The following is a 23,073-nucleotide window of genomic DNA, read 5'->3' on the forward strand; positions in this document are numbered from 1 at the left end:
CGTGAACGTCAGTGCTGAAGAGACCCTCGTCCTGGTCAAGCCGGATGGCGTGGCCCGCAACCTCACGGGGGAGATCCTGCGCCGCATCGAGGCGAAGGGGTATCAGCTCGTCGACATCAAGGTCGTCCAGGCCGATCGCGACCTCCTCGCCGCGCACTACGAGGAGCACGTCGGCAAGCCCTTCTACGAGCCCCTCGTGGAGTTCATGGAGTCGGGTCCGATCGTGGCGATCCGCGTGGCGGGCAACCGTGTCATCGAGGGCTTCCGCTCCCTCGCCGGCACGACCGACCCCACCACGGCGGCGCCCGGGACGATCCGCGGCGACCTCGCCCGCGACTGGGGCCTGAAGGTGCAGCAGAACCTCGTGCATGGCAGCGACTCGCCCGAGTCCGCTGCGCGCGAGCTCGCGCTCTGGTTCTGAGCGGCCTCGGCCCAGGCTGGTCCTGACGCGAGCGGTCGGGCAGGATGACCGTATGGCACTGCTCGACCGCTTCGCCGGACCTCACGAGGCCTACCGGGTCGGCTTCTACCGCGGCGACGACCACGACTTCGACGTCCGGATCCTGCTCGGCATGGCGGCCTACGGGGCCACCGAGCCGGGCGAGGTCCTCGCGACCATCGCCGACGTGTCGGACGGCGACCACCAGGGCTGGTTCGACGCGTGGAACGACCTCGGACGACGTCTGACGGTCGCCGCCGAGGCGGCCGCGGCTGCCGGGCACTCCGAGAGCGCCTCGCGCCTCCACCTGCGCGCGGCGTCCTACCTGGGCACGGCGCTGCATGGCGTCGACGCGCTCGCCGACCAGTCCGTGCTGCTTCCCGTCTTCCGTGCGCAGCAGGCCGCGTGGAACGCGTTCATCGACACCACGTCGGTCACGACGGAGCGTCTCTCGATCCCACTCGGCGACATCACGATGCCCGCGGTGCTGTTCTCGCCGAGCGGGGACGACGGTGCGCGCCGGCCGACCCTCGTGATGGTGAACGGCAGCGACGGAGCCACCAGCGACCTCTGGGCGTCCGGGCTCGCCGGCGGTCTCGCCCGCGGCTACCGGGTGCTCGTCTTCGACGGACCAGGGCAGCAGACCCTCCTCTTCGAGCAGGGCATCCCGTTCCGTCCCGACTGGGAGGCGGTCGTGACCCCGATCGTCGACCTGCTGCTCGACCGCAGCGACGTCGACCCCGAGCGGCTCGCCCTCTACGGGATCAGCCAGGCCGGGTACTGGGTGCCGCGCACGCTCGCCTTCGAGCACCGCTTCGCCGCGGCGATCGCCGACCCGGGTGTCGTCGACGTCTCGGAGTCGTGGCTGTCGCACTTCCCGAAGAGCATGGTCTCCCTGCTCGACAGAGGCGAGAAGGAGAGGTTCGACCACGAGATGGAGCTGGGGATGCGGTTCGCCGGCGGCCTCGCCGCCAGCTGGTCGTTCCGTGCCCGCCCCTACGGCACGCAGGGCTACTTCGACACGATGACCGAGGTGCGGAGATACACGATCACCGACGAGCTCGCCGCGAAGATCACCACGCCGCTCTTCATCACCGCGCCGGAGGGAGAGCAGTTCTGGCCCGGTCAGTCCGAGCGGCTCGCCCAGCTCACGTCGACGGTGTCGACCCTCTGCCGCTTCACCAGCGCCGAGGGCGGCGACCACCACTGCCAGCCCCTCGCACGTCAGCTCACCGATCAGCGCATGTACGACTGGCTCGACGAGCGCCTGGCCTGACCACGGGAGCGCGACGGGGCGACGCGCCGCAGGTCAGCTGTAGAGCAGGATCGTGGTGATGGCGTCGAGTCGCAGCTGGGCGATGAGGACGATCGCCAGGTAGCTCAGCAGCACCAGCGTCCAGGTCCACGGGTAGAAGACCCGCACGGCGTTCTGGAAGGCTCCGAGCCTGCCGAAGTGGCCCTCCTTGATGTTGTAGGCCGTGACGTAGAAGAACATCGGGATGACGACCGACCAGGTGAGCATGCAGTACGGGCAGAGCGTGCCGAGGACGTAGATGCTCTGGATCATCAGCCAGATCACGAACGTCAGCGCCAGGGCGAACCCGAGGTTGAACAGCAGCCAGAACCACCGGGCGTAGCGTGCCCCGGCGAGGATCCCCATCCCCACGACGATGGGCGCCACGAAGCACGCCACGCCGATCACCGGGTTCGGGAACCCGAACAGCGACCCCTGCCAGCTCGCCATGTTGGGTCCGCAGGTGACCAGCGGCGAGATGTTGCAGGTGGGCGTGTACGACGGATCGATGAGCGTCTGGATCCGCTCGAGCGTGAGGTCGAATGCCGCGTAGAACCCGATCACGCCGGTGACGATCAGGAAGATCGCGAGTCCGATCGGGCGACGGGAGACGGTCGGGGATGCGGGCACGCCGCGATTATGGCACGCCGTCTCGCGAGCCCACTGAGCGCGCCCGGTCGGTCGCTTCACGGTGCCGGAGGGAATGCGTGCGATAATGGGGGCGCGGGACGCAGGGCCTCTACAGGGGCCGTCCCACGAGGCTTATCGGGCCGAGCATCCGGATCGTCCGGGTGACATGCCCGACACGAAACAACGAGAGTTCGGAGCCACGAGGCCGGCGAATGGAGCCGGGAACTTCGGCTCCGCCAGAGAGTACCTGCCGGTGAGGCGTGACCTCGCGGCTGGTGAGGAGTGCACCAGAGATGGTGGAGAACGATTCGAACAACGGTGATTCAGGACAGTCGGAGGAGAAGGGGAGGAAGCGGAGGCTCTTCGGCGTGCGGCGCAACACGCGTCGTGTGCAGCAGCCCGGCCTGACGGCCGACGCGATCCCCGCATCCGATCCGCAGGACGACCGCGAGGTCGGAGCGGACGTTGACAGCGCCGCTTCCGCTGAGGCCACCACGTCCCCGGCGCCCGAGGCGTCGGCGAGCGAGGGGAGCGCGCCCGAGGCGTCGGCGACCCACGATGCGGCGAGCGGCGTGTCGGCCGACGGCGCGCCCCAGGACGCCGCGCCCGCCGATCCCGCATCCGCATCTGCATCCGCTGCAGCGGACGTCGTGTTCGACGAGCACGAGGACGAGCCGGGCCTCGACCCGTTCATCCCGGGCGGCCACTCGGCGCCGACGGCGGCACCCGCCGTCCCGCGCGCGATCAGCACGACCTCCCTGATCTTCCAGGCGCCCGACCTGCCGGACCTGCCCGACCTCCCGCCGCGGCCCGAGGCCGACGACGACCGCGAACCCGGCGTGCGGCGCCGTTCCCGTCGTCGCTCCGGCGACGAGGGCCGCACCGGCGAGGGCGAGCGCGACCGCGAACCGCGCGAGCCCCGTGAGCCGCGCCAGCGTCCGCAGCGCGAGCCGGAGCTGATCACCGAGCCGCAGAAGGTCAAGGGCTCCACCCGCCTCGAGGCCAAGAAGCAGCGCCGCCGCGACGGCCGCGACGCGAGCCGTCGCCGCCCGGTCATCACCGAGGCGGAGTTCCTCGCCCGCCGCGAGGCCGTCGACCGCGTGATGGTGGTGCGCTCCAAGGCCGACCGCATCCAGATCGGCGTCCTCGAGGACGGTGTGCTCGTCGAGCACTACGTCGCCCGCTCGCAGGAGGCGTCGCTCATCGGCAACGTCTACCTGGGCAAGGTGCAGAACGTGCTCCCCAGCATGGAGGCCGCCTTCGTGGACATCGGCCGGGGCCGCAACGCGGTGCTCTACTCGGGCGAGGTCGACTGGGACGCCGCGGCCGAGAACGCGGGCGCCGGGGGCAACCAGCCCCGCCGGATCGAGCTCGCGCTGAAGTCCGGCGACACCGTGCTCGTCCAGGTCACCAAGGATCCCGTCGGTCACAAGGGCGCGCGCCTCACCAGCCAGATCTCGCTGCCCGGTCGCTACCTCGTCTACGTGCCCAACGGCTCGATGAACGGCATCTCGCGCAAGCTCCCCGACACCGAGCGGGCGCGGCTGAAGCGCATCCTCAAGGAGGTCCTCCCCGAGAACCAGGGCGTCATCGTCCGCACGGCGGCCGAGGGGGCCACCGAGGAGCAGCTGACGCTCGACGTCAACCGCCTCATCGCCCAGTGGGAGGATGTCAGCGCCCGCTCCGCGAAGCAGCAGGCTCCGGCGCTGCTGCACTCCGAGCCCGATCTCCTGATCAAGATCATCCGCGACGTCTTCAACGAGGACTTCCACAAGCTCGTGATCGCCGGCGACGACGCGCGGGCGACCATCGAGAACTACCTCCGCGCCGTCGCCCCCGACCTCCTCGACCGGGTCGAGAGCTACGAGGGCGAGAAGGACGCGTTCGACGAGTACCGCATCTCGGAGCAGATCGAGAAGGCCCTCGACCGCAAGGTGTGGCTGCCTTCCGGCGGCTCGCTGGTCATCGACCGCACCGAGGCGATGACGGTCGTCGACGTCAACACGGGCAAGTTCGTCGGATCGGGCGGCAACCTCGAGGAGACCGTCACGAAGAACAACCTCGAGGCGGCCGAGGAGATCGTGCGTCAGCTCCGGCTGCGCGACATTGGCGGCATCATCGTCGTCGACTTCATCGACATGGTCCTCGAGTCGAACCGCGATCTCGTGCTGCGGCGACTGGTCGAGTGCCTGTCGCGCGACCGCACCAAGCACCAGGTGGCCGAGGTCACCTCGCTCGGCCTCGTGCAGATGACGCGCAAGAAGCTGGGTCTCGGACTCCTCGAGTCCTTCAGCGAGCCCTGCGACGTCTGCGCCGGTCGCGGCATCATCGTGCACCACGACCCGGTCCTGAAGCACCGGCAGTCCGGCAACGGCAACGGCAGCGGCTCGAACGGCGGCGGCCAGAACGGTGGCGGTCGCCGTGGTCGTGGCGGCTCCGGCAACGGGGGCTCGGGGTCCTCCACGGGCTCGTCGTCGGGCGGCAACGCCTCGGGCAACGGCGGCACGCACACGATCACGCCGGGTGCGAAGAACGCGCTGGCCAAGATCGCCGCGTCCACCTTGGGCCACGCCGCAGGGAGCGATCAGCCCGACGAGGGTGTCGCCGCTGAGGCCTCGCCCGAGGTGGCGTCGGCGTCGGCGTCCGCCGGACAGGCGGCGACGGACGCCCCCGCCGGTGACCGGTCCTCGTCCGAGCAGGGCACATCGGAGGCGCCCGGCCGTTCCCGCCGCCGTCGCGGCCGCGGACAGCGTTCCGAGGATCGTGCTCCTCAGGGCATCGACGAGTCGTCCACGGCCGACTCCGCGCCGGAGCGTGCGGAGGAGCCGACCGGAGGCTCCGCCACCGCGATCGTCGTCGAGGAGACCGAGGTCGTCGTCGAGGAGGTCGAGGTCGCGATCCTCGACATCCCGCTGCCCAAGTCGGAGCGCTCTCCGCGCACCGATCCGGCCGAGGCGAGCCAGCTCCTCGACGCCGTGCTGGAGGCCCTGCCGGCGCCGAAGCAGCCCGGTCAGGGCCGTGGACGGAGCCGTCGCGTGAGCACGGCCGCCGTCACGGCGCCCGCCGAGCAGCAGGACTGACGGCACCCACGTCGATCAGCGAGAAGCGGCCCTTCCCGAGATTGGGGAAGGGTCGCTTCTCGCTGCTCGGGGTGCTTCTGTGCTTCCCGTGTGCTCCCGCGCGAGCCGCGCGCGCCCGTCAGCGGGCCGGGTCCGCCCGTCAGCGGGCTGGGCGCGTCCCGGCGTGCCGCACGGCGTCGCGGTCGCGTCCTCGCACCCGCAGTCCGCTCGCGCGGAGGCGGACCACCAGCTCGCGATAGCCCACCGGATGCGCTCCCGCGGCGACGAGCTCGTCGTAGCGCTCCTCGGGCACGTCGTAGTGATCCAGGTCGAAGCTCCGAGGAGGCAGGCCCAGGCGTGCCGCGAACGCGTGCAGCTCGGCGAGCGAGACGTCGCTCACGAGGTGGCCCCACAGCCGTCCGTGCGCGGGCCAGGAGGGACGGTCGATGAGCACGGTCACAGTGCCCAGTATCCCATCGGCCGCGTTTGACCGGTCCTCCGCCATCAGGTAGAGTTGACCGCTGGTGTGCGCGGGCGACCCTTCGCCCGCCAGACACCAATGTCTTCCAAGCGCCGCACGTGAGCGCTTCGAGAAATCCCAACAGTGAGGTACGTGAAGTGGTTTACGCAGTTGTGCGCGCCGGCGGCCGGCAGGAAAAGGTCGAGGTCGGCTCGGTCGTCACCCTCGACCGTGTGAAGGCCGGAGAGAACGGCACCATCGAGCTCCCCGCGGTGCTCCTGGTCGACGGTGAGAACATCACCTCCGACGCCGCTGCGCTCGCCAAGGTCGTCGTCACCGCCGAGGTCCTGGGCGACCTCCGCGGCCCGAAGATCGTCATCCAGAAGTTCAAGAACAAGACCGGGTACAAGAAGCGCCAGGGCCACCGCCAGGAGCTCACCCGCGTCAAGGTCACCGGAATCAAGTAAGGAACAGGGCAGATGGCACACAAGAAGGGTGCGAGCTCCACTCGCAACGGTCGCGACTCGAACGCCCAGCGTCTGGGCGTGAAGCGCTTCGGCGGCCAGGTCGTCAACGCCGGTGAGATCATCGTCCGCCAGCGCGGAACCCACTTCCACCCCGGCGTGAACGTCGGCCGTGGTGGCGACGACACGCTGTTCGCCCTCGCCGCCGGCTCCGTCGAGTTCGGTGCGAAGGGCGGCCGCAAGGTCGTCAACATCGTCGCTGCGGCCGAGTAGGTCCAGCGCAGCAGAGCATGCGAGACGAGGGGCGGGCGTGATGCCCGCCCCTCGTCGTCGTCTCCGCCCCTCCCCATCCCGTACCGCCACCCGAGAGGAACGACCGTGGTCACCTTCGTCGACACCGTGACGCTGCACCTTCGCGCCGGAGACGGCGGCAACGGCTGCGTGTCCGTCCGCCGCGAGAAGTTCAAGCCCCTGGCCGGCCCCGACGGCGGCAACGGCGGCAACGGGGGCGACATCGTCCTGGTCAGCGACCCGCAGACCACGACATTGCTCGGCTACCACCGGCATCCGCACCGCACGTCGCCGAGCGGCGGGTTCGGCATGGGCGACAACCGCAGCGGGGCCGACGGCGAGCTCGTGGAGCTCCCCGTCCCGGTGGGCACGGTGGTGAAGTCGCCGACCGGCGAGGAGATCGCCGACCTGTCCGAGCCGGGGATGCGCTTCGTCGCCGCCGAGGGCGGGCACGGCGGTCTCGGCAACGCCGCCCTGGCGAACCCCAAGCGCAAGGCCCCCGGCTTCGCGCTGCTGGGCACGCCGGGCTGGCAGGGCGACCTCGTCCTCGAGCTGAAGACGGTGGCCGACGTCGCCCTCGTGGGCTTCCCGTCCGCGGGGAAGTCGAGCCTCGTCGCCTCCCTCTCGGCGGCCAAGCCGAAGATCGCCGACTACCCCTTCACGACGCTGCACCCGAACCTGGGCGTCGTGCAGGCCGGCTCCGTGCGGTACACCATCGCCGACGTGCCCGGTCTCATCGAGGGCGCGAGCGAGGGCAAGGGCCTCGGCCTGGAGTTCCTGCGCCACGTCGAGCGCTGCAGCGCGCTGCTGCACGTCCTCGACTGCGCGACCCTCGAACCGGGCCGTGACCCGATCAGCGACCTCGACGTCATCCTGGCCGAGCTCGCCGCGTACCCGGTGCCCGAGGGGCAGGTGCCGCTCCTCGAGCGCCCGCAGCTCATCGCGCTCAACAAGATCGACGTGCCCGAGGGGCGCGAGCTCGCCGACATGGTGCGCCCCGATCTCGAGGCTCGCGGATACCGGGTCTTCGAGATCTCGACCGTCAGCCACGAGGGCCTCAAACCGCTGTCGTTCGCCCTGGCCGAGGTGGTCGAGGCCGCCCGCGTCGTGGCGGCCGAGCAGCCCGAGCGTCCGCGGATCGTGCTCCGGCCGAAGGCCGTCGACGACGCCGGCTTCACCGTCCGGGTCGAGGGCGGAACGTACGGGCCGGTGTACCGCATCCTCGGAGCCAAGCCCGAGCGGTGGGTCGCGCAGACCGACTTCGCGAACGACGAGGCCGTCGGCTTCCTCGCCGATCGCCTCAACAAGCTCGGGGTCGAGGACCAGCTGTTCCGCGCGGGCGCGCAGGCGGGGTCGACCGTCGTCATCGGCGAGGGCAACGGCGTCGTCTTCGACTGGGAGCCGACGCTGACCTCCACGGCCGAGCTCATCACGAGCCCGCGCGGAAGCGACGCCCGACTCGACGACAACCGGCGCCGGACCAACGCACAGCGCCGCGAGGACTACCACGACCTCATGGATGCTCGAGCCGAGGCCCGAGCTGAGCTGGTCCGCGAGAAGGAGGCCGGTCTCTGGGCCGACGACGACCTCGCGGACGACCGTGACGAGGAGACCGGACGGTGACCCGCGAGCCCGTGCGGCTCCGGTCCGGCATCGCGCAGGCGCGCCGGGTCGTCGTCAAGGTGGGCTCCTCGTCGATCTCGGGGCCGAACGTGGGCCAGATCGAACCCCTGGTGGATGCGCTGGTCGCCTCCTACGGACGTGGCACGGAGGTCGTCCTGGTCTCCTCGGGCGCGATCGCGACGGGCATCCCGTACCTGCAGCTCGACGGCAGGCCCGACGACCTCGCCACGCAGCAGGCGGCGGCCGCGGTGGGGCAGAACGTCCTGATCTACCGGTACCAGGAGAGCCTCCGCCGCTACGGCATCGTCGCGGGCCAGGTGCTGCTCACCGCGGGCGACCTCGAGAACCCCACCCACCGCAGCAATGCCCAGCGCGCCATGGAGCGCCTGCTCGGGCTGCGCATCCTGCCCATCGTCAATGAGAACGACACGGTCGCGACGCACGAGATCCGCTTCGGCGACAACGACCGTCTCGCGGCGCTGGTGTCGCAGCTGATCGGCGCCGACGTGCTGGTGCTGCTCTCCGACGTCGACGCCCTCTACACCCGTCCTCCCCACGAGCCGGGCGCGATCAAGATCGAGCACGTGCCCTTCGGCGACGACCTCGCCGGCGTCACGTTCGGCGAGGCCGGGGCGGCGGGCGTGGGCACCGGGGGAGCGGGCACGAAGGTCTCGGCCGCCCGTCTCGCGGCCGCGTCGGGGACGGGCGTGCTCGTCACCTCGACCGCGCTCGTCGCGGAGGCGCTCTCCGGCGCCGACATCGGGACGTGGTTCGAGCCGGGCGAGCGCCCCGCGCCTCCGATGTCGGGGTCCGTGTCGCTCGTGCGCTGAGCGCGTCGGCCGGGGTCGGCCGTGACCCGCGGCGCGCGTCGTAGAATTCGAGGATGCCCGACGCTTCCGTGCTCGCCCCCGTCGACGTCGCCGCCTTCGACGCCAAGCTCGCCGCCTCGCGTGCCGCCTCCCGTGTGCTGGCGACCGCGACGACCCAGCAGAAGGACGCCGCTCTCGAGGCCATCGCCGCCTCGATCGAGACCGCGGCCGACCGCATCGTCCCTGCCAACGACCTCGATCTCGCCAACGGCCGCGAGAACGGCCTGTCGCAGGGACTGCTCGACCGTCTGCGCCTGGACGAGACGCGCCTGATCTCGCTGGCGGCCGCCGTGCGCGAGGTCGTCGGGCTGACCGACCCGGTGGGGGAGTCGGTCCGCGGCCGTGCCCTCCCGAACGGGCTCCGCATCGACCAGGTCCGCGTGCCGCTCGGGGTCGTCGGCGCGATCTACGAGGCCCGCCCCAACGTCACCGTCGACATCGCGGCCCTGGCGCTCAAGAGCGGCAACGCCGCCGTGCTGCGCGGCGGCTCCGCGGCCGAGAACACCAATCGTGTGCTCGTCGAGCTCCTCCAGGACGCGGTGGAGTCGGCAGGGCTTCCCCGCGGGAGCGTGCAGACCGTCGACGAGTTCGGACGCGACGGGGCGCGGGCCCTCATGCGCGCCCGCGGAGCGGTCGACGTCCTGATCCCGCGTGGCAGCGCCGGCCTCATCGAGACCGTCGTGACCGAGTCGACCGTCCCCGTCATCGAGACCGGCGCCGGCGTGGTGCACGTCTTCCTCGACGAGTCGGCCGACGAGTCCTGGGCGGTCGACATCGTCCACAACGCGAAGGTGCAGCGCCCGAGCGTCTGCAACGCGCTCGAGACCCTCCTCGTGCACGAGGCCGCCGCCGATCGCCTGCTCGCCCCCGTGCTGGGCCGGCTCCGGCAGGCGGGCGTGACCATCCACGGAGACGACGCCGTCCGCGCTCGCTTCGCGGACGCGGTCCCCGCCGACGACGAGGATTGGGCGACCGAGTACATGAGCCTCGACCTCGCCGTGCGGGTGGTGCGCGACATCGACGAGGCCATGGACCACATCCGGACCTACTCGACGCATCACACCGAGTCGATCATCACGAACGACCTGCGCAACGCCGAGCGCTTCCTCGCGGAGGTCGACTCGGCCGTCGTCATGGTCAACGCGTCCACCCGGTTCACCGACGGCGGCGAGTTCGGGTTCGGGGCCGAGGTGGGCATCTCCACGCAGAAGCTGCACGCCCGTGGTCCGATGGGCCTGCCGGAGCTGACCAGCACGAAGTGGCTCGTGCGAGGGTCCGGTCAGTCGAGGGCCTAGCCCCCCCCCCGGTACGTCGTGGTCTGCACGGCGGGGACGGCGCACACGGTATCGTAGAGAGGGCGTCCGCGACAGCGGGCGGCGAAGACGACAGCAGGAGAGTCGATGTCTGTTCTGGCCAGTGTGCTCGCGGCGACCGAGGGTCACGTCGAGCTGCCCTTCCCGCCCATCGTCTTCGCGCTGATCGCGGTGGTCTTCTTCGCCGTGGCCGGCTTCATCACCTGGAGCTACCGCGACGTCGCGAACCGTCACTCCGCGAAGGCGGCGAAGTGGGCGGCCACGCACGACGTGCACGGCCAGCCCGACCGCACGGGTGCCGACCACTGACGCTCTGAGCGCATGACGGCCCGCAGGCCGCGCATCGGTGTGATGGGCGGCACGTTCGACCCGATCCATCACGGTCACCTCGTGGCGGCCAGCGAGGTCGCCACCGGACTCGATCTCGACGAGGTCGTCTTCGTCCCCACGGGGCGTCCGTGGCACAAGGAGCCCGCCGCCCCGGCAGAGCACCGGTACCTGATGACGGTGATCGCCACCGCCTCCAATCCGCGCTTCACGGTGAGCCGGGTCGACATCGACCGAGGCGGCACCACCTACACGATCGACACCCTGCGCGACCTCCAGGCGGAGCGCCCCGACGCGGAGCTGTACTTCATCTCCGGGGCCGATGCGATCGCTCAGATCCTCAGCTGGAAGGACTCCGACGAGCTCTGGGGACTCGCCCGTTTCGTGGCGGTCTCCCGGCCCGGTCACACCTTCGCCATTTCGTCTTTGCCCGAGCACGACGTAAGCTATTTGGAAGTTCCGGCGCTCGCCATCTCCTCGACAGACTGTCGAGCCCGGGTTGGCCGGAATTTTCCGGTGTGGTATTTGGTACCCGACGGTGTCGTTCAGTACATCACCAAGCACCACCTATATCGGAGTGTTGAATGAGTTTGCCGCACGATGAGCAGCCGCTGACCCGGCGTCAGCTGCGCGAGATGGAGCGCCAGAAGCCTCGCAAGGAACGCGAGGCCGATGCGCGCGCCGCCGAGGAGGCGGAGGCCGCTCGCAAGGCGCAGGCCGAGCAGGAGGCGCAGGAGCGCGCTGCTCAGCAGGCCGAGCCCGCGCAGAGCGCTGCGTCCGAGTCCGCGCCGAGCGCCGCGCAGGAGCCCGAGCAGAGCGCCGCGCAGGAGCCCGAGTCGGCCACGGTCGCGATGCCCGTCGCCGCCCAGGCCGACGACGAGCCGGTCGTGCCCGAGATCGTCTCGTCGCCCGACGACAGCGTCGACGACTCCGAGCCGTCGGATCGTGGTGAGCCCGTCATCGACGTCGTGGCGATCTCCGAGCCGATCGTGGTCGAGCCCCTCACGGTCGACGAGTCCCCGCGCGACCGCGAGCCCGTGGTCGAGGAGATGGTGATCGACGTCCCGATCGCCGAGACCGTCGACCCCGCCCAGGAGGCCGCGGCCCACCTCGACAGCGTCGACGGCGAGGACGAGCTGGCCCCTCGGTTCCAGGGCGGCACCGCCTCGCGGCCCGCGCCGACCCCCGATCAGCCCGCGTTCGACGACCTCATCTCCGCGCGGAACGCCGCCGCGGCGAACTCGATCTCGACGACCAGCGCCCTCGTGCTGCCCGCGGTGCCCGGTAGCTCCGACGTGGGCACGGCGCTCGACGAGACCGGCGAGGTCATCATCACCGGCTCGATCGACCTCCCGCCGAGCTTCGGCTCGATGGGGGCGCCCGCCTCCGGCATCGAGGCCCACGACCTCGACTCCCTGATCGACAGGGCGGAGGCCGACCAGCACCGCTCCGACGTGGCGCCGGTCAGCGCCGCTCGCGCGATCAGCACCAACACGGGGGCGACCTCGCTCATCACACCGCCGAAGCGGGCCCGGGCGAACGCGCCGGTGGTCCTCGCGGTCACCGCGGGTGTCCTCGCGGTCGGCGTGATCGGGCTGCTGCTCTCCGTCTTCGTCTTCAAGCTGTTCTGAACCCCGTGACAGCCACCCCCACCTCGATAGAGCTCGCACGACTCGCCGCTGAGGCAGCCGACTCGAAGCAGGCCGACCACCTCGTCGCCCTCGACGTCTCCGGTCCGCTGCCGCTGACCGACGTCTTCGTGCTCGCCTCGGGGCGCAACGAGCGCAACGTCACCGCCATCGCCGAGGAGATCCAGGACCGTCTGGCCGAGGCCGGCGTGAAGGCGATCCGCCGCGAAGGGCTGAGCGAGGGCCGCTGGGTCCTGCTCGACTTCGGCGACATCGTCGTCCACGTCTTCCACGAGGAGGACCGGATGTACTACTCCCTGGAGCGCCTCTGGAAGGACTGCCCGGTGATCCCGCTGCACGTCGCCGCCGGTTCGCAATCCGAGTCCGAGGTGTAGTAAGCTATCAGGGTTGCTCCGGCAGGTTCGGGGCAGAGAATGGGCCTGTGGCGCAGTTGGTAGCGCACCTGCATGGCATGCAGGGGGTCAGGGGTTCGAATCCCCTCAGGTCCACCAGAAGTCCACGTCAAGCCCCGTCTGAGAGAACATCTCGGACGGGGTTTCTGCTTTTCTGGTCTCCCGCGTTGTTTCGCCACGCCCTTGGCGTTTCGCTGCACGCATGAGCATGGCGAAACGCCATGAGTGTGGCGAAACGCGTGCTGGCGGTCGGGCGCGCTCGCGCGGTCAGGGGCGGGAAGCGAGGTGGTGCTGCATGCGCGCGAGGATCGCGGCGCGGAAGGGGAGCTTCGCGGCGGCCTTCACCGGGGAGAGGCCGTGGATCGACTCCGTGGTGAAGTCGGGGTCGGGCTGCTCGAACCAGAGGTCGTAGATCGGGGCGAGGTCCTCATCCGTGTACTTCATCGCGAGCACCTCGAGGAACGGCAGACGGCGGGCGTCGTCGAGGGCGTTCACGTCGGCGCCCCGCTCGATCAGGCGGCGGGCGAGCAGCGCATCCGCCGCGACGTCGTGCTTGACCTGGCCGAACAGCACGTGGAGCACGGTCGCCCCGTCGGCGCCAGGACCGCCGAGCGGGCACCCTCGGTCGAGGAGGTCGTTCGACACCTCGTATCGCGAGGCGAGGTCCTTGTTGCCGAGCGCCATCATCACGAGACTCCGACCGTCGGCGGTGAGCTCGCCGACGCGCGCCGGGTCGAAGATCGCGTAGAAGTCGGCGGCGGGCTTCATCCGGGCCGTCAAGAACACATCCATCACCCGTAACCTACGGCCCGTGAGGCCCGTCGTCGAGCCCGTCCCGTCGGGTCGAGTTCTCGGTCAGGTAGCGCTCCAGCAGGGCGACCGCCTCCTCCGGCGTGACGGCGGTCGGTTCCGTGAGCACGTGCAGGGCGAGGCCGTCGAGGAAGGCATGGAGCTCCGCCGGCGGGCGGGTGAGCCCGACCTCGACGGCGACGGCGTCGCACGCTCGCCGGACGTCGCCGTGCAGCGTCGACGCCGTCTTGCGGAGTCCGGGATCCGTCAGTGCCAGGATCATGAGCTGCAGCTGGGCGCTGAGCTCGAGTCGGCGTGGGGCGTCGAGGGGGAGCAGCTCGCTGAGGACGGCGACGCCGAGCGGGATGCCCGAGCCGGACAGGCTCCGCACGCGGTCCGTCGCGCGCGATCGGATGAGCTCGAAGCAGTGCACACGCAGAGCGTGCTGGGTGGGGAAGGCCCGACGCAGCGACGCCACGGCGAGCCCGGCCTCGGCAGCGACCCTGCGCACGGACAGCGCGGCGAGCCCGTCTCGCTCGAGCACGGCGAACGCGGCGGCGGCGATCACTCGATCGCGCTCGTCGTGGTCGATCAGGCGGGGCATCGGGTCAGGCCTCCGCTGGCGTGCGGCGCGGCCAGATCGTGTAGCTGATGGCCCACAGGGCGTCGATGGCCACGAGGAAGCCGAGGACGGGGAAGAGCCCGTCGAGCTCGGACGTGCGCTCGGGATCGCCGACGAGCCAGACGAGAGCCAGAAGGATGCCTCCGGCGATGGCGGCCGCAAGCATCGTCCGCGCGACATCGCGCCAGCATGCTCGCGTGTACGCCCAGCCGGTGAGCTTGGGCGGCAGAGGGACCTTGTCGACGAGGTGGGCGACGCGAGCGTCCGCCCAGGCGATCATGCGGTGGCCGTACGCCACGGAGATCCCGATGTAGAGCGCCGCCAGCCCGTGATGCCAGGAGGCCGTGCCCCCGCCGAGGAGATCGACGGTCACGAGTGTCAGGAGGACCGCGTCTATCACCGGCGCGGCGATCAGCAGTGCTGCACCCAGCCGGCGCCTTCTGAGGACGTACCGAGCGCCGAGTCCGGCCAGGACAGCGAGCCAGAACCCGGTCTCGCACGCCACGATCGCGATCAGCACCATCGGCAGCTCCTTTGTTAGTACGACTGTACTCACTAGAAGTCACGGGCGCGACCTGTCTTGACAGAAGAACAGTAGCGATATATCGTTACTACATCGCGACACGATCGCGATGTTCAGAACTTCGACACATCACTCGAAAGGAGATGCCACCATGCGTAGCATCCACGATCCCCAGTTCGGCGGCTTCGGTCGTCGTCAGCACGGCCGAGGGCCGTCCTTCCCCGAGCGCGACCCGCGCAGTCACGGCCACGGCTTCGGCCCGGGCGGCTTCGGTCCCGGCGGCCCGGGCTTCGGCCCCGGCGGCTTCGGACCCGGCGGACCCGGCTTCGGCCCGCGTGGCCCGCGTCGTGCCGGCCGCGGCGACGTCCGCGCCGCCATCCTGTCCCTCCTCGCAGAGGCTCCCTCGAACGGCTACGGCCTCATCAAGGCGATCGCCGAGAAGACCGACGGCGTCTGGCGTCCGAGCCCCGGCTCGGTGTACCCGACGCTGCAGCAGCTCGTCGACGAGGAGCTCATCGAGGCGCGCGGCGAGGGCCGTCGCACCGAGTTCGAGCTCACCGAGACCGGCAGGTCCTACGTGAGCGAGCACGCGGACGAGCTGAAGCAGGCCTGGGAGCAGGCCTCGGCCGGCCGCTCGGCCGCCGACGCCGCGTTCCACGAGAGCGTCGGCAAGCTGTTCGGCGTCGTCCAGCAGTTCCGGTTCGCCGCCAGCGACGAGCAGCGGACCGCCGCCGTCGAGAAGATGGACGAGGCGCGCCGCGCCCTCTACCTGATCCTCGCCGACTGACGTCCGGCGTCCCGACGCAGTGCACCCCGGCCGGTCCGGGGTGCACTGCTTTAAGCACTTCTCCCGATGCCCTCTGCCCTCCTCAGAGACCATCGTCGACCGTGTCGGAGGAACCGGCACCGGATCACACGGAGGAGACGACCATGCAGATCGGCGAGTACTCGTTCCCGCACCTCTACCAGGCGGAGGAGGAGCAGTTCACGCGCGAGCTCGAGTGGCGACGGATCGCCGAGGAGAGGGCGGCCGAGTCCGGGGCGGGTACGGAGGGAACGTCCGCCCGTCGCGCCTCCCGTCGAGCGAGCACGCTCCGGCGTCTGCTGTCGCACCCCGGTGGCACGATGTAGACATGCAGACCAGCCGAGCCCTCATCGGGAGGGAGGACGATCTCGACGCGCTGCGCTCGATGGTGGCCGCCCTCGAGGGGCCGCCCGGTCCTGTCCAGGTCCTCGTGCTGGCCGGCGAGGCGGGCATCGGGAAGACCCGTCTGGTGAGCGAGCTCCTCGAGGATGGAGAGCAGGGGCGGGAGGCGATCGTCGTCCGGGGGCAGTGCATCGATCTCGACCGCGACGCTCCTCCCTACGCGCCCGTGCGGTCGCTGCTGCGATCGCTCCTCGCCCGAGTCGGGCGCGAGGCGGTCCTCGAGGCTGCCGGGCCGTCCGTCGGTGCGCTGGCGCTCCTCGTCCCCGAGGTGGCCGACCAGGCGTCGGTCGCGACGGCCGACGGCGCCGACCGTCTCTTCGACGCGGTCGCGGTGCTGCTGACCACCCTCTCGGCGGAACGCCCGCTGGTGGTCGTGGTCGAAGACCTGCACTGGGCCGATCAGGCGTCGCTCGCCCTGCTCCGGTACCTGGTCCGGGCGGGGGAGGCGGCGCGCGTCCTGCTGGTGGTCACCGTGCGCAGCGACGAGCTCGGAAGCGCGGGCGCCGTGCGAGGCTGGCTCGCCGACCTCGAGCGGCTGCCGAGCGTCAGGAGACGCACGCTCTCCCGTCTCTCACGACGCCAGGTGAGGCAGCTGGCCGAGTCCCTGCGTCCCGCTCCGCTGTCGTCGAGCGACGTCACCCGGGTGTACGAGCGCTCCGAGGGCGTCCCCTTCTATGTGGAGGAGCTCGTCTGCTCCGGCACGTTCGATGCGCAGTCGGAGTTCCCGGAGACCCTCCGGGATGTCCTCCTCGCCCGGTACGCGACCCTCGCCGACTCCACGCAGCGGCTGGTCCGCGTGCTCTCGGCCGGCGGCGACCGCGTCGCGCACGACGTGCTCGACACCGTGCTGGCGGTCTGGCCCGGCTTCGCCGACACCGAGCTCGTCGACGCCGCCGTCAGGGAGGCGGTCGCGTCCGGCCTGGTCGAGATCGACGGCGACACGTACGCCTTCCGCCACGCGCTGGTGCGCGAGGCTGTCCACGGCGAGCTGCTCCCCGGAGAGCGTGTGCGGTTCCACACCGCCTACGCGCGGGCCCTCGAGGCGATCGCGGCCGAGCGGGACGTGGATCCGACCGCGCTGTCCTACCACTGGCTGGCCGCCCACGACCTTCCCGCCGCCTTCTCCGCCGCGGTCGCGGCCATGGCCCGTGCCAGGGCGGCCTTCGCCTTCGCCGCCGCCGCCCGCATGGGCGAGCGCGCGCTCGATCTGTGGGACACGGTTCCCGACGCCGAGGAGCGGGCGGGGCGGAGCCGGGAGCAGCTGCTCGCCGAGACCGCGTACATCCACCGCAACGCCGGTGAGAGCGAACGCGCCCTCGCCCTGATCGACGAGGCGATCTCCTGCTCGCGCGACGCCGAGCCGGAACGGATGTCGCGGCTGCTCCGCGACAAGGCGTCCTTCCTCGCCAACCTGGGTCAGCCGGGCTCGATCGACCTGCTCGAACGGGCGGTCGGTCTCGTGGCCGACCGGCCGGCCAGCGTCGTGCGCGCGAACGTCCTCGGCGAGCTCGCCGCACGGCTGATGCTCGCCGCCCGCTTCGACGAGGCGGTGCGGATCGCGCAGCGCGCGTACGACGACGCTGCCGCCGTCGAGTCGCCCGCGCGGATGTCGGTCGCCTCGAACATCCGCGGCAACTCGCGTCTGGCGCTCGGCGAGATCGATCTCGGCATCGCCGACCTGCTCGAAGCCGGACGGCTGGCCGAGCGGGAGACCGCCGACTCGGCGCGCATCCGGTTCTGGGTCAACCTGTCCGACGCCTACAACGTGCTGGGGCGCTACGACGACGCGCTCAGGATCGCCGAGGAGGGGGTGCTGGGCGCGCGGGCTCGAGGCGTGGAGCGCACGTCCGGCGTGATCCTCCTCGCGAACACGGTCGCTCCGCTCGTGGCCACCGGTCGGGTCGAGGAGGCCGAGCGGGCGCTGTCCCGAGCCATGGAGCTCGATCCGCCGATCGGTTTCTCGGCTCACCTCATCCGCCACTCGCTGCAGCTGATGGTGTGGCGCGGGCGGGTGGAGGAGGCTGCGGCGATGCTCAGCGCCTCTCGTGCCCAGCTCGATCTGCAGGCGCGCATCGATGCGCAGTCCCGGCTCGAGCTCGCGGCCATCGCGGGTGAGGTCGCGCTCGAGGGCGGCGACCTGCCGTCGGCGTGGCGCGAGGTCCGGATCCTCTTCCAGCCGGAGCATCGACCGTTCCCCGCGTTCGACCTGCCTCTCGCACTCGTCGCGGCGCGCATCCTCGGCGAGGCGTCCGCTCGCGGTGTCGCCGTCTCGCCGCCCGACGCCGCCGAGCGCGTGCTGGCCCTCATCGACGACCTGCAGTGGTGGCCGACGGCGTCCGCTCATCGGGCACTGGCCGCCGCCGAGATCGCGTTCGACGACATCGATCTGTGGCGGACGGCCGCCTCGGCCGTCGACGCTCCCACGTCCCCCCTCCAGCAGCGGGCGAGAGCCCATGCCAGGCTCGCGTCCCTCGAGGCGAGGGGAGCCGGGGGAGCCGACCGCGCGGCTGCGGTGACCAGCGCGGAGGCGGCCGCGGAGCTGGCCGCGCGCGCCGGGATGACGAGGATCGCATCCGAGATGGCCGCGCTGCGGACGCGTCTTCGCAGCGGATCGTCTGGTTCGGCCGATCCCGACGCGCTGACGGAGCGCGAGCACGACGTGCTCGAACTGCTCAGCCAGGGAGCGAGCAACCGGGAGATCGCCGCGCGTCTGTTCATCAGCGCGAAGACCGTCAGCGTGCACGTGTCGAACATCCTGCGCAAGACGGGAGCCGCCTCCCGCACCGAAGCGGTCTACCTGGCCGGTCGGCGGCGCTGAGCGATGCCTCCGCGTCCTCGCACAGCAGCCGCTCGGCACGACAGGATGAACGCATGATCTCGATCGAACTGGCCCGCGCGCTCCGGACAGCCGGACTGCGGTGGCATCCCGTCTCGGGCGACCGGTTCCTGATCGAGTCGAGCGCGGCCGATCCCGGCGCCGGCGCCGACGTCTTCACGGTGAGCGAGATGACGGTCGACGTGCACCACTTCCCTACGGGGAGCCAGATCGGCTTCAACGGCACCACCGAGTGGGCGCTCGACTCCGTCGACCTGGGCGACACCCTCTGGCTGCCCCGCGAGGATCAGCTGCGCGCGCTCCTGCGCGACGGCTTCCTGTCGTTGCGGGTCGTCCGCGACGAGCTGGAGCCCGAGGCGTACGAGGTGCGGGCGAGCCTCCTCGGTGTCGAGCGGGTCTTCGTCGCGGCGACCGCGGAGGATGCCTACGGCGAGGCCCTTCTCGACCTCATCGTGCAGAGCCTTGTGGGGGAGCCGGAGTCGGTGCTCCCGCCTAGGCTGGAAGCATGACCGTTCCAGCAATCCCCGAACTGACTCTCAACAACGGCACCGCCATTCCCCAGCTGGGGTTCGGCGTCTTCAAGGTCGACCCCGACAAGACCTCGCGCATCGTCACCGACGCGCTGGAGGTCGGCTACCGCCACATCGACACGGCGAAGATCTACCAGAACGAGGAGGGCGTCGGCCACGCGATCGCCGAGTCCGGCATCGCCCGCGACGAGCTCTTCATCACCACGAAGCTCTGGAACACCGACCAGGCGGATGCGGAGGGCGCCTTCGAGAAGAGCCTCGCGCGGCTGCGCCTCGACTACGTCGACCTGTACCTCATCCACTGGCCGAGCCCGCAGCAGGATCGGTTCGTCGACGCCTGGAAGGCCCTCGAGCGCATCGCGGCCTCCGGTCGTGCGAAGGCGATCGGCGTGTCGAACTTCCAGGTCGAGCACCTCCAGCGCCTCCTCGACGAGACCGAGGTGGTCCCGGCCGTGAACCAGATCGAGCTCCACGTCGACTTCCAGCAGCGAGAGCTCCGCGAGTTCCACGCCGCCCACGGCATCGCGACCGAGGCCTGGGGGCCGCTCGGGCAGGGCAAGATCAACGACTCGCCCGAGCTCGCCGCGATCGCGGAGGCTCACGGCAAGAGCGTCCCGCAGACCATCCTCCGCTGGCACCTGCAGATCGGGAACGTCGTCATCCCGAAGAGCAACCAGCGCGAGCGCATGGCGCAGAACATCGACGTGGTCGACTTCGAGCTCAGCGACGACGAGCTGGCGACCATCGCCGGCCTCGACCGCGGCGAGGACGGCCGCAACGGCAGCCACCCGCTCGAGGTGAACTGACCCGGTCGGTCCCGACCGACGACCCGGTCGGTCCCGGTCAGCTCGCGGCGGCGGGGGAGTGCTCCCGCCGCCGCGGGAGCCAGGGCACGATCGCCGAGGTCGTGCGGCGGTAGTCGGCGTACTCCGGGTACTTCGAGAGCGAGATGCCCTCGGTGAACGCCGTCGACCCGATGAAGAGCAGGGTCAGCAGCACCGCGCCGATCACCGTCCAGTCGAGCACGGTGCCTGCAGCGACGGCGCCGAACAGGAACACCACCCACCACTGGGCCTGCTCGAAGAAGAAGTTCGGGTGACGGGAGAGGCGGAAGAGCCCGGTCTGCAGGAAGCGCGGATGCGGGGTGCGGCCCGCCGCGGTCTCCGCCGCCTTCCACCGATGGAACTCCCACTGCTGCTGGTCGGCGATGGTCTCGCCCGCGAGGAGTGCCAGGAAGACGACCCCCAGCACGACGTCGAGCGCTCCGAACGGCGTGCCCGCGTGCTGCAGGGCCGTGAAGGCGGGCAGCGTGATGAGGAGCAGCAGCACGTTCTGGTACACCGTGATGAAGAGCAGGTTGAACACCTGGAACTGCCACGGACGCATCCGTGCGCGCAGCACCGCCCACCGGTAGTCCTCGCCCCCCGGCGCGTACCCGCCCTTCCGGGCGAAGTTGAAGGTCAGCCTCGCTCCCCAGAGGGTGACGAGCACCGCCATGAGCACGAGGCGCGGGTCCATGCCCGAGAACGCGGCGAACACCCAGAGGTAGGCCACTGGCACGATCGACCACACCCGGTCGACCCACGACGTGTCGCGGGTGATGAGCGACAGCAGCCAGACGGCCAGGCAGGTCCCGGCGCAGATCCACAGGCACACGAGGAGCGCATCCATGGTCCGCAGTCTAGGTGCGACTCTCGGCGTGCGCGCGGACAATTCGCGGTTCGGGCGCATCCTCGATCGACTACGCTGGACGGGAGCGTAAGGAGGGCGACGACCATGGCAGACGACGCGAACGACGAGAAGACGACGCGCATCCCCGTCGCGCCCATCACGGGCGACACGACGTTGTCGTTGTCCGACGAGTTCGCCGCCCAGCTGGCCGCGCTCGAGGGCGGTGTCTCCAACGAGGAGCTCGACTCCATCGCGGCCCTGCCGTCGGGCAGCGCGCTGCTGATCGTGCGGCGCGGCCCCAACTCGGGCGCCCGATTCCTCCTCGACACCGACACCACCACCGTCGGTCGGCACCCCAACGCCGACATCTTCCTCGACGACGTGACCGTGTCGCGCCGTCACGCCGAGCTGATCAGGCAGGGGCACGGCTTCCGCGTCCGCGACCTGGGCTCGTTGAACGGCACGTACGTGGAGGGCGTCCGCGTCGACGAGGCTCTCCTCGAAGACGGCGCCGAGGTCCAGTTCGGCAAGTTCCGGCTCACGTTCTACCCATCGCGCATCGACGTGGTGGCCGCCGCGGGAGAGTAGTGCCCGCCGCAGCACGTCCCAGCACCGCTGGGCGCAGCACGTCCGTGCCCTCGCAGGGGCCTCTCCTCGGGATCGGGCAGGTGCTCGCGAAGCTCTCCACCGAGTTCCCCGACGTCTCGGGCTCGAAGCTGCGCTTCCTCGAGGAGCGCGGTCTCGTGCATCCGGCGCGGACGCAGTCGGGGTACCGCAAGTTCTCCGCCGCCGACGTCAGCCGGTTGCGTCTCATCCTGAGCCTGCAGCGCGACTGCTACCTGCCGCTGGCGGTCATCAAGGACTACCTCGCCGACGTCGACGCGGGGCTCAACCCGCCGATGCCCGGTGCGGTCCTCCCCGCCGGCGCCTCCATCCTCCCCGGTGGCCGGCGCTTCAGCCGCGACGAGCTCACCCGCGAGGCGGGCGCCACGCCCATGCTGGTGCAGGATGCGTTCACGGCCAACGTCATCGTGCCCGCCGACTCCTACGGCGAGGACACCCTGGCGGTGCTCAAGGCGCTCGTGCAGCTGCAGCGCAGCGGCATCGAGCCTCGGCACCTGCGGGGGTTCCGGCAGGCCGCCGAGCGCGAGCTGTCGCTCATCGAGAGCGCCCTCATGCCCGTCGCGAAGCGACGCGATCCGCAGAGCCGAGCGAAGGTCGCCGAGCTGGCGCTCGAGATCGCGGGTCAGCTCGAGGTGGTGCGGAGCTCGCTCATCCGTGCGGCGCTGGGCCGCATCGTCCCCTGAGCCGCGTGGGCTGTTCGCGCGGGCGGCGCGACACGCCGGACGCACTCCGGCGGATGTCTTTGCTCCGGGGTGCCGCGGAAGCTACCGTGGGGGAAGACACATCGACGGATGCGGGTCGTTCACGACGGCCGGATGACGGAAGGCGCTGATGAGCGAGTCAACCCAGAGCGACGGTTCTCGCTACGATCTCGGCCTGCTCTTCACCGACGGCCTTCCCGACCTCGATGACGCCAGTGGATATCGCGGCGCCGTCGCGGCGCGTGCCGCGGGCATCACCTACCGCCAGCTCGACTACTGGGCGCGCACGGGGCTCGTCGAGCCGACCGTCCGCGGTGCCGCAGGGTCGGGGACGCAGCGTCTCTACGGCTTCCGCGACATCCTCGTGCTCAAGCTCGTGAAGCGTCTGCTCGACACGGGCATCTCGCTGCAGCAGATCCGCACCGCCATCAACCAGCTCCGCGAGTCGGGCATCAACGACCTGGCGCAGACCACGCTCATGAGCGACGGTGCGAGCGTCTACCTGTGCACGTCGAACGACGAGGTCATCGACCTCGTCAGCCGCGGGCAGGGTGTGTTCGGCATCGCCGTGGGCAAGGTGCTCCGCGAGGTCGAGACCAGCCTGGTCCAGATCGAGCCGGGCGTCGCCGACCCGATGGACGAGCTCGCCGCTCGCCGCGCCGCCCGCAAGATCTCCTAGCGCGCGCCGCGCCGGCCGCCGCGGACTCTCGTCCGACAGCCATCCCGCGTTTCGCTGCCTCTTTGGCGTTTCGCTAGGTCA

Annotated in this window: 26 protein-coding genes and 1 tRNA gene; 21 read left to right on the forward strand and 6 right to left on the reverse strand. The window is 70.8% G+C overall.

From position 1 onward, the window contains the following. Position 1: 1 nt before the first annotated feature. Positions 2 to 421 carry a nucleoside-diphosphate kinase gene (gene ndk, locus IEX69_RS00760; protein WP_373284393.1) on the forward strand — a complete coding sequence of 140 codons (420 nt, stop codon included), beginning with the start codon at positions 2 to 4 and terminating at the stop codon, positions 419 to 421. 52 nt (positions 422 to 473) lie between these two features. Beyond that, a complete protein-coding gene (locus IEX69_RS00765; RefSeq protein ID WP_085019241.1) occupies positions 474 to 1,715 on the forward strand; it encodes an alpha/beta hydrolase family protein in 1,242 nt (413 codons plus the stop codon). Positions 1,716 to 1,748: 33 nt separating this feature from the next. On the opposite strand, the gene IEX69_RS00770 is transcribed toward IEX69_RS00765, so the two are convergent. Further along, positions 1,749 to 2,363: a vitamin K epoxide reductase family protein gene (locus tag IEX69_RS00770; protein WP_085019242.1), complete on the reverse strand. Its 615-nt coding sequence runs from the start codon at positions 2,361 to 2,363 to the stop codon at positions 1,749 to 1,751. Positions 2,364 to 2,656: 293 nt separating this feature from the next. Here IEX69_RS00770 and IEX69_RS00775 point away from each other — a divergent pair, with 293 nt between their 5' ends. Further along, the gene (locus IEX69_RS00775) at positions 2,657 to 5,443 is read left to right on the forward strand and encodes an Rne/Rng family ribonuclease (RefSeq protein ID WP_085019243.1); all 2,787 of its coding nucleotides are present in this window, start codon (positions 2,657 to 2,659) and stop codon (positions 5,441 to 5,443) included. A 139-nt stretch (positions 5,444 to 5,582) separates the two neighbouring features. On the opposite strand, the gene IEX69_RS00780 is transcribed toward IEX69_RS00775, so the two are convergent. Further along, the gene (locus IEX69_RS00780; RefSeq protein WP_085019244.1) at positions 5,583 to 5,882 is read right to left on the reverse strand and encodes a DUF4031 domain-containing protein; all 300 of its coding nucleotides are present in this window, start codon (positions 5,880 to 5,882) and stop codon (positions 5,583 to 5,585) included. Positions 5,883 to 6,040: 158 nt separating this feature from the next. On the opposite strand from IEX69_RS00780, the gene rplU reads away from it, so the two are divergent. The 10 genes from rplU (at position 6,041) to IEX69_RS00830 (ending at position 12,909) form a co-directional block, all read left to right on the forward strand. Next, entirely contained in the window at positions 6,041 to 6,349 is a 309-nt protein-coding gene (gene rplU, locus IEX69_RS00785) for a 50S ribosomal protein L21 (RefSeq protein ID WP_085019245.1), read from the forward strand. A 12-nt stretch (positions 6,350 to 6,361) separates the two neighbouring features. Next, a complete protein-coding gene (gene rpmA, locus IEX69_RS00790; protein ID WP_085019246.1) occupies positions 6,362 to 6,619 on the forward strand; it encodes a 50S ribosomal protein L27 in 258 nt (85 codons plus the stop codon). A gap of 105 nt (positions 6,620 to 6,724) precedes the next feature. Continuing rightward, entirely contained in the window at positions 6,725 to 8,260 is a 1,536-nt protein-coding gene (gene obgE / locus IEX69_RS00795) for a GTPase ObgE (protein WP_085019247.1), read from the forward strand. Further along, positions 8,257 to 9,090 carry a glutamate 5-kinase gene (gene proB, locus IEX69_RS00800; protein WP_085019248.1) on the forward strand — a complete coding sequence of 278 codons (834 nt, stop codon included), beginning with the start codon at positions 8,257 to 8,259 and terminating at the stop codon, positions 9,088 to 9,090. The genes obgE and proB overlap by 4 nt, the downstream gene beginning before the upstream one ends. 53 nt (positions 9,091 to 9,143) lie before the next feature. After that, positions 9,144 to 10,424, forward strand: coding sequence for a glutamate-5-semialdehyde dehydrogenase (locus IEX69_RS00805; protein ID WP_085019249.1), 1,281 nt, complete (start codon positions 9,144 to 9,146; stop codon positions 10,422 to 10,424). Between the two features lie 105 nt (positions 10,425 to 10,529). Continuing rightward, on the forward strand, positions 10,530 to 10,751 hold the full coding sequence (locus IEX69_RS00810) for a hypothetical protein (RefSeq protein WP_085019250.1): 222 nt from the start codon (positions 10,530 to 10,532) through the stop codon (positions 10,749 to 10,751). 12 nt (positions 10,752 to 10,763) lie between these two features. Beyond that, the gene (gene nadD / locus IEX69_RS00815; RefSeq protein WP_085019251.1) at positions 10,764 to 11,357 is read left to right on the forward strand and encodes a nicotinate-nucleotide adenylyltransferase; all 594 of its coding nucleotides are present in this window, start codon (positions 10,764 to 10,766) and stop codon (positions 11,355 to 11,357) included. Next, entirely contained in the window at positions 11,354 to 12,400 is a 1,047-nt protein-coding gene (locus tag IEX69_RS00820; protein ID WP_157127145.1) for a hypothetical protein, read from the forward strand. Before nadD ends, IEX69_RS00820 begins: the two co-directional genes overlap by 4 nt. A gap of 5 nt (positions 12,401 to 12,405) precedes the next feature. Continuing rightward, the gene (rsfS, locus tag IEX69_RS00825) at positions 12,406 to 12,792 is read left to right on the forward strand and encodes a ribosome silencing factor (protein ID WP_085019253.1); all 387 of its coding nucleotides are present in this window, start codon (positions 12,406 to 12,408) and stop codon (positions 12,790 to 12,792) included. 41 nt (positions 12,793 to 12,833) lie between these two features. Then, a tRNA-Ala gene (locus IEX69_RS00830) sits at positions 12,834 to 12,909 on the forward strand. 168 nt (positions 12,910 to 13,077) lie between these two features. Here the strand turns inward: IEX69_RS00830 and IEX69_RS00835 are convergent. From IEX69_RS00835 to IEX69_RS00845, 3 genes are read right to left on the reverse strand one after another with little or no spacing between them, the layout of a single operon-like run. Next, on the reverse strand, positions 13,078 to 13,602 hold the full coding sequence (locus IEX69_RS00835; protein WP_157127146.1) for a hypothetical protein: 525 nt from the start codon (positions 13,600 to 13,602) through the stop codon (positions 13,078 to 13,080). Positions 13,603 to 13,612: 10 nt separating this feature from the next. Further along, complete coding sequence (locus IEX69_RS00840; RefSeq protein WP_085019255.1) at positions 13,613 to 14,203, reverse strand: TetR/AcrR family transcriptional regulator; 591 nt, start codon at positions 14,201 to 14,203, stop codon at positions 13,613 to 13,615. A gap of 4 nt (positions 14,204 to 14,207) precedes the next feature. Then, positions 14,208 to 14,744, reverse strand: a complete 537-nt coding sequence (locus IEX69_RS00845; protein WP_085019256.1) for a hypothetical protein — start codon at positions 14,742 to 14,744, stop codon at positions 14,208 to 14,210. A gap of 151 nt (positions 14,745 to 14,895) precedes the next feature. On the opposite strand from IEX69_RS00845, the gene IEX69_RS00850 reads away from it, so the two are divergent. From IEX69_RS00850 to IEX69_RS00870, 5 genes are all read left to right on the forward strand, one after another. Further along, the gene (locus IEX69_RS00850; RefSeq protein ID WP_085019257.1) at positions 14,896 to 15,531 is read left to right on the forward strand and encodes a PadR family transcriptional regulator; all 636 of its coding nucleotides are present in this window, start codon (positions 14,896 to 14,898) and stop codon (positions 15,529 to 15,531) included. Positions 15,532 to 15,674: 143 nt separating this feature from the next. Continuing rightward, positions 15,675 to 15,875: a hypothetical protein gene (locus tag IEX69_RS00855; RefSeq protein ID WP_085019258.1), complete on the forward strand. Its 201-nt coding sequence runs from the start codon at positions 15,675 to 15,677 to the stop codon at positions 15,873 to 15,875. 2 nt (positions 15,876 to 15,877) lie between these two features. After that, positions 15,878 to 18,769: a helix-turn-helix transcriptional regulator gene (locus IEX69_RS21135; protein ID WP_085019259.1), complete on the forward strand. Its 2,892-nt coding sequence runs from the start codon at positions 15,878 to 15,880 to the stop codon at positions 18,767 to 18,769. Positions 18,770 to 18,822: 53 nt separating this feature from the next. Continuing rightward, positions 18,823 to 19,296, forward strand: coding sequence for a hypothetical protein (locus IEX69_RS00865; protein WP_085019260.1), 474 nt, complete (start codon positions 18,823 to 18,825; stop codon positions 19,294 to 19,296). Further along, a complete protein-coding gene (locus tag IEX69_RS00870) occupies positions 19,293 to 20,123 on the forward strand; it encodes an aldo/keto reductase (RefSeq protein WP_085019261.1) in 831 nt (276 codons plus the stop codon). Before IEX69_RS00865 ends, IEX69_RS00870 begins: the two co-directional genes overlap by 4 nt. Before the next feature lie 37 nt (positions 20,124 to 20,160). Here IEX69_RS00870 and IEX69_RS00875 read toward each other — a convergent pair whose 3' ends face one another. Next, entirely contained in the window at positions 20,161 to 20,988 is an 828-nt protein-coding gene (locus IEX69_RS00875) for a DUF1295 domain-containing protein (RefSeq protein ID WP_085019262.1), read from the reverse strand. 105 nt (positions 20,989 to 21,093) lie between these two features. Between IEX69_RS00875 and IEX69_RS00880 the strand changes: the two genes are divergently transcribed. The 3 genes from IEX69_RS00880 to IEX69_RS00890 all read left to right on the forward strand — a co-directional run bounded on the left by IEX69_RS00880 (position 21,094) and on the right by IEX69_RS00890 (position 22,992). After that, positions 21,094 to 21,576: an FHA domain-containing protein gene (locus IEX69_RS00880; protein WP_085019263.1), complete on the forward strand. Its 483-nt coding sequence runs from the start codon at positions 21,094 to 21,096 to the stop codon at positions 21,574 to 21,576. Positions 21,577 to 21,620: 44 nt separating this feature from the next. Next, positions 21,621 to 22,295: a transcriptional regulator FtsR gene (ftsR, locus tag IEX69_RS00885; protein ID WP_229756193.1), complete on the forward strand. Its 675-nt coding sequence runs from the start codon at positions 21,621 to 21,623 to the stop codon at positions 22,293 to 22,295. A 148-nt stretch (positions 22,296 to 22,443) separates the two neighbouring features. After that, complete coding sequence (locus IEX69_RS00890; RefSeq protein ID WP_085019265.1) at positions 22,444 to 22,992, forward strand: MerR family transcriptional regulator; 549 nt, start codon at positions 22,444 to 22,446, stop codon at positions 22,990 to 22,992. Positions 22,993 to 23,073: the final 81 nt, after the last annotated feature.

This window comes from Cnuibacter physcomitrellae (assembly GCF_014640535.1).
Lineage (GTDB): Bacteria > Actinomycetota > Actinomycetes > Actinomycetales > Microbacteriaceae > Cnuibacter > Cnuibacter physcomitrellae.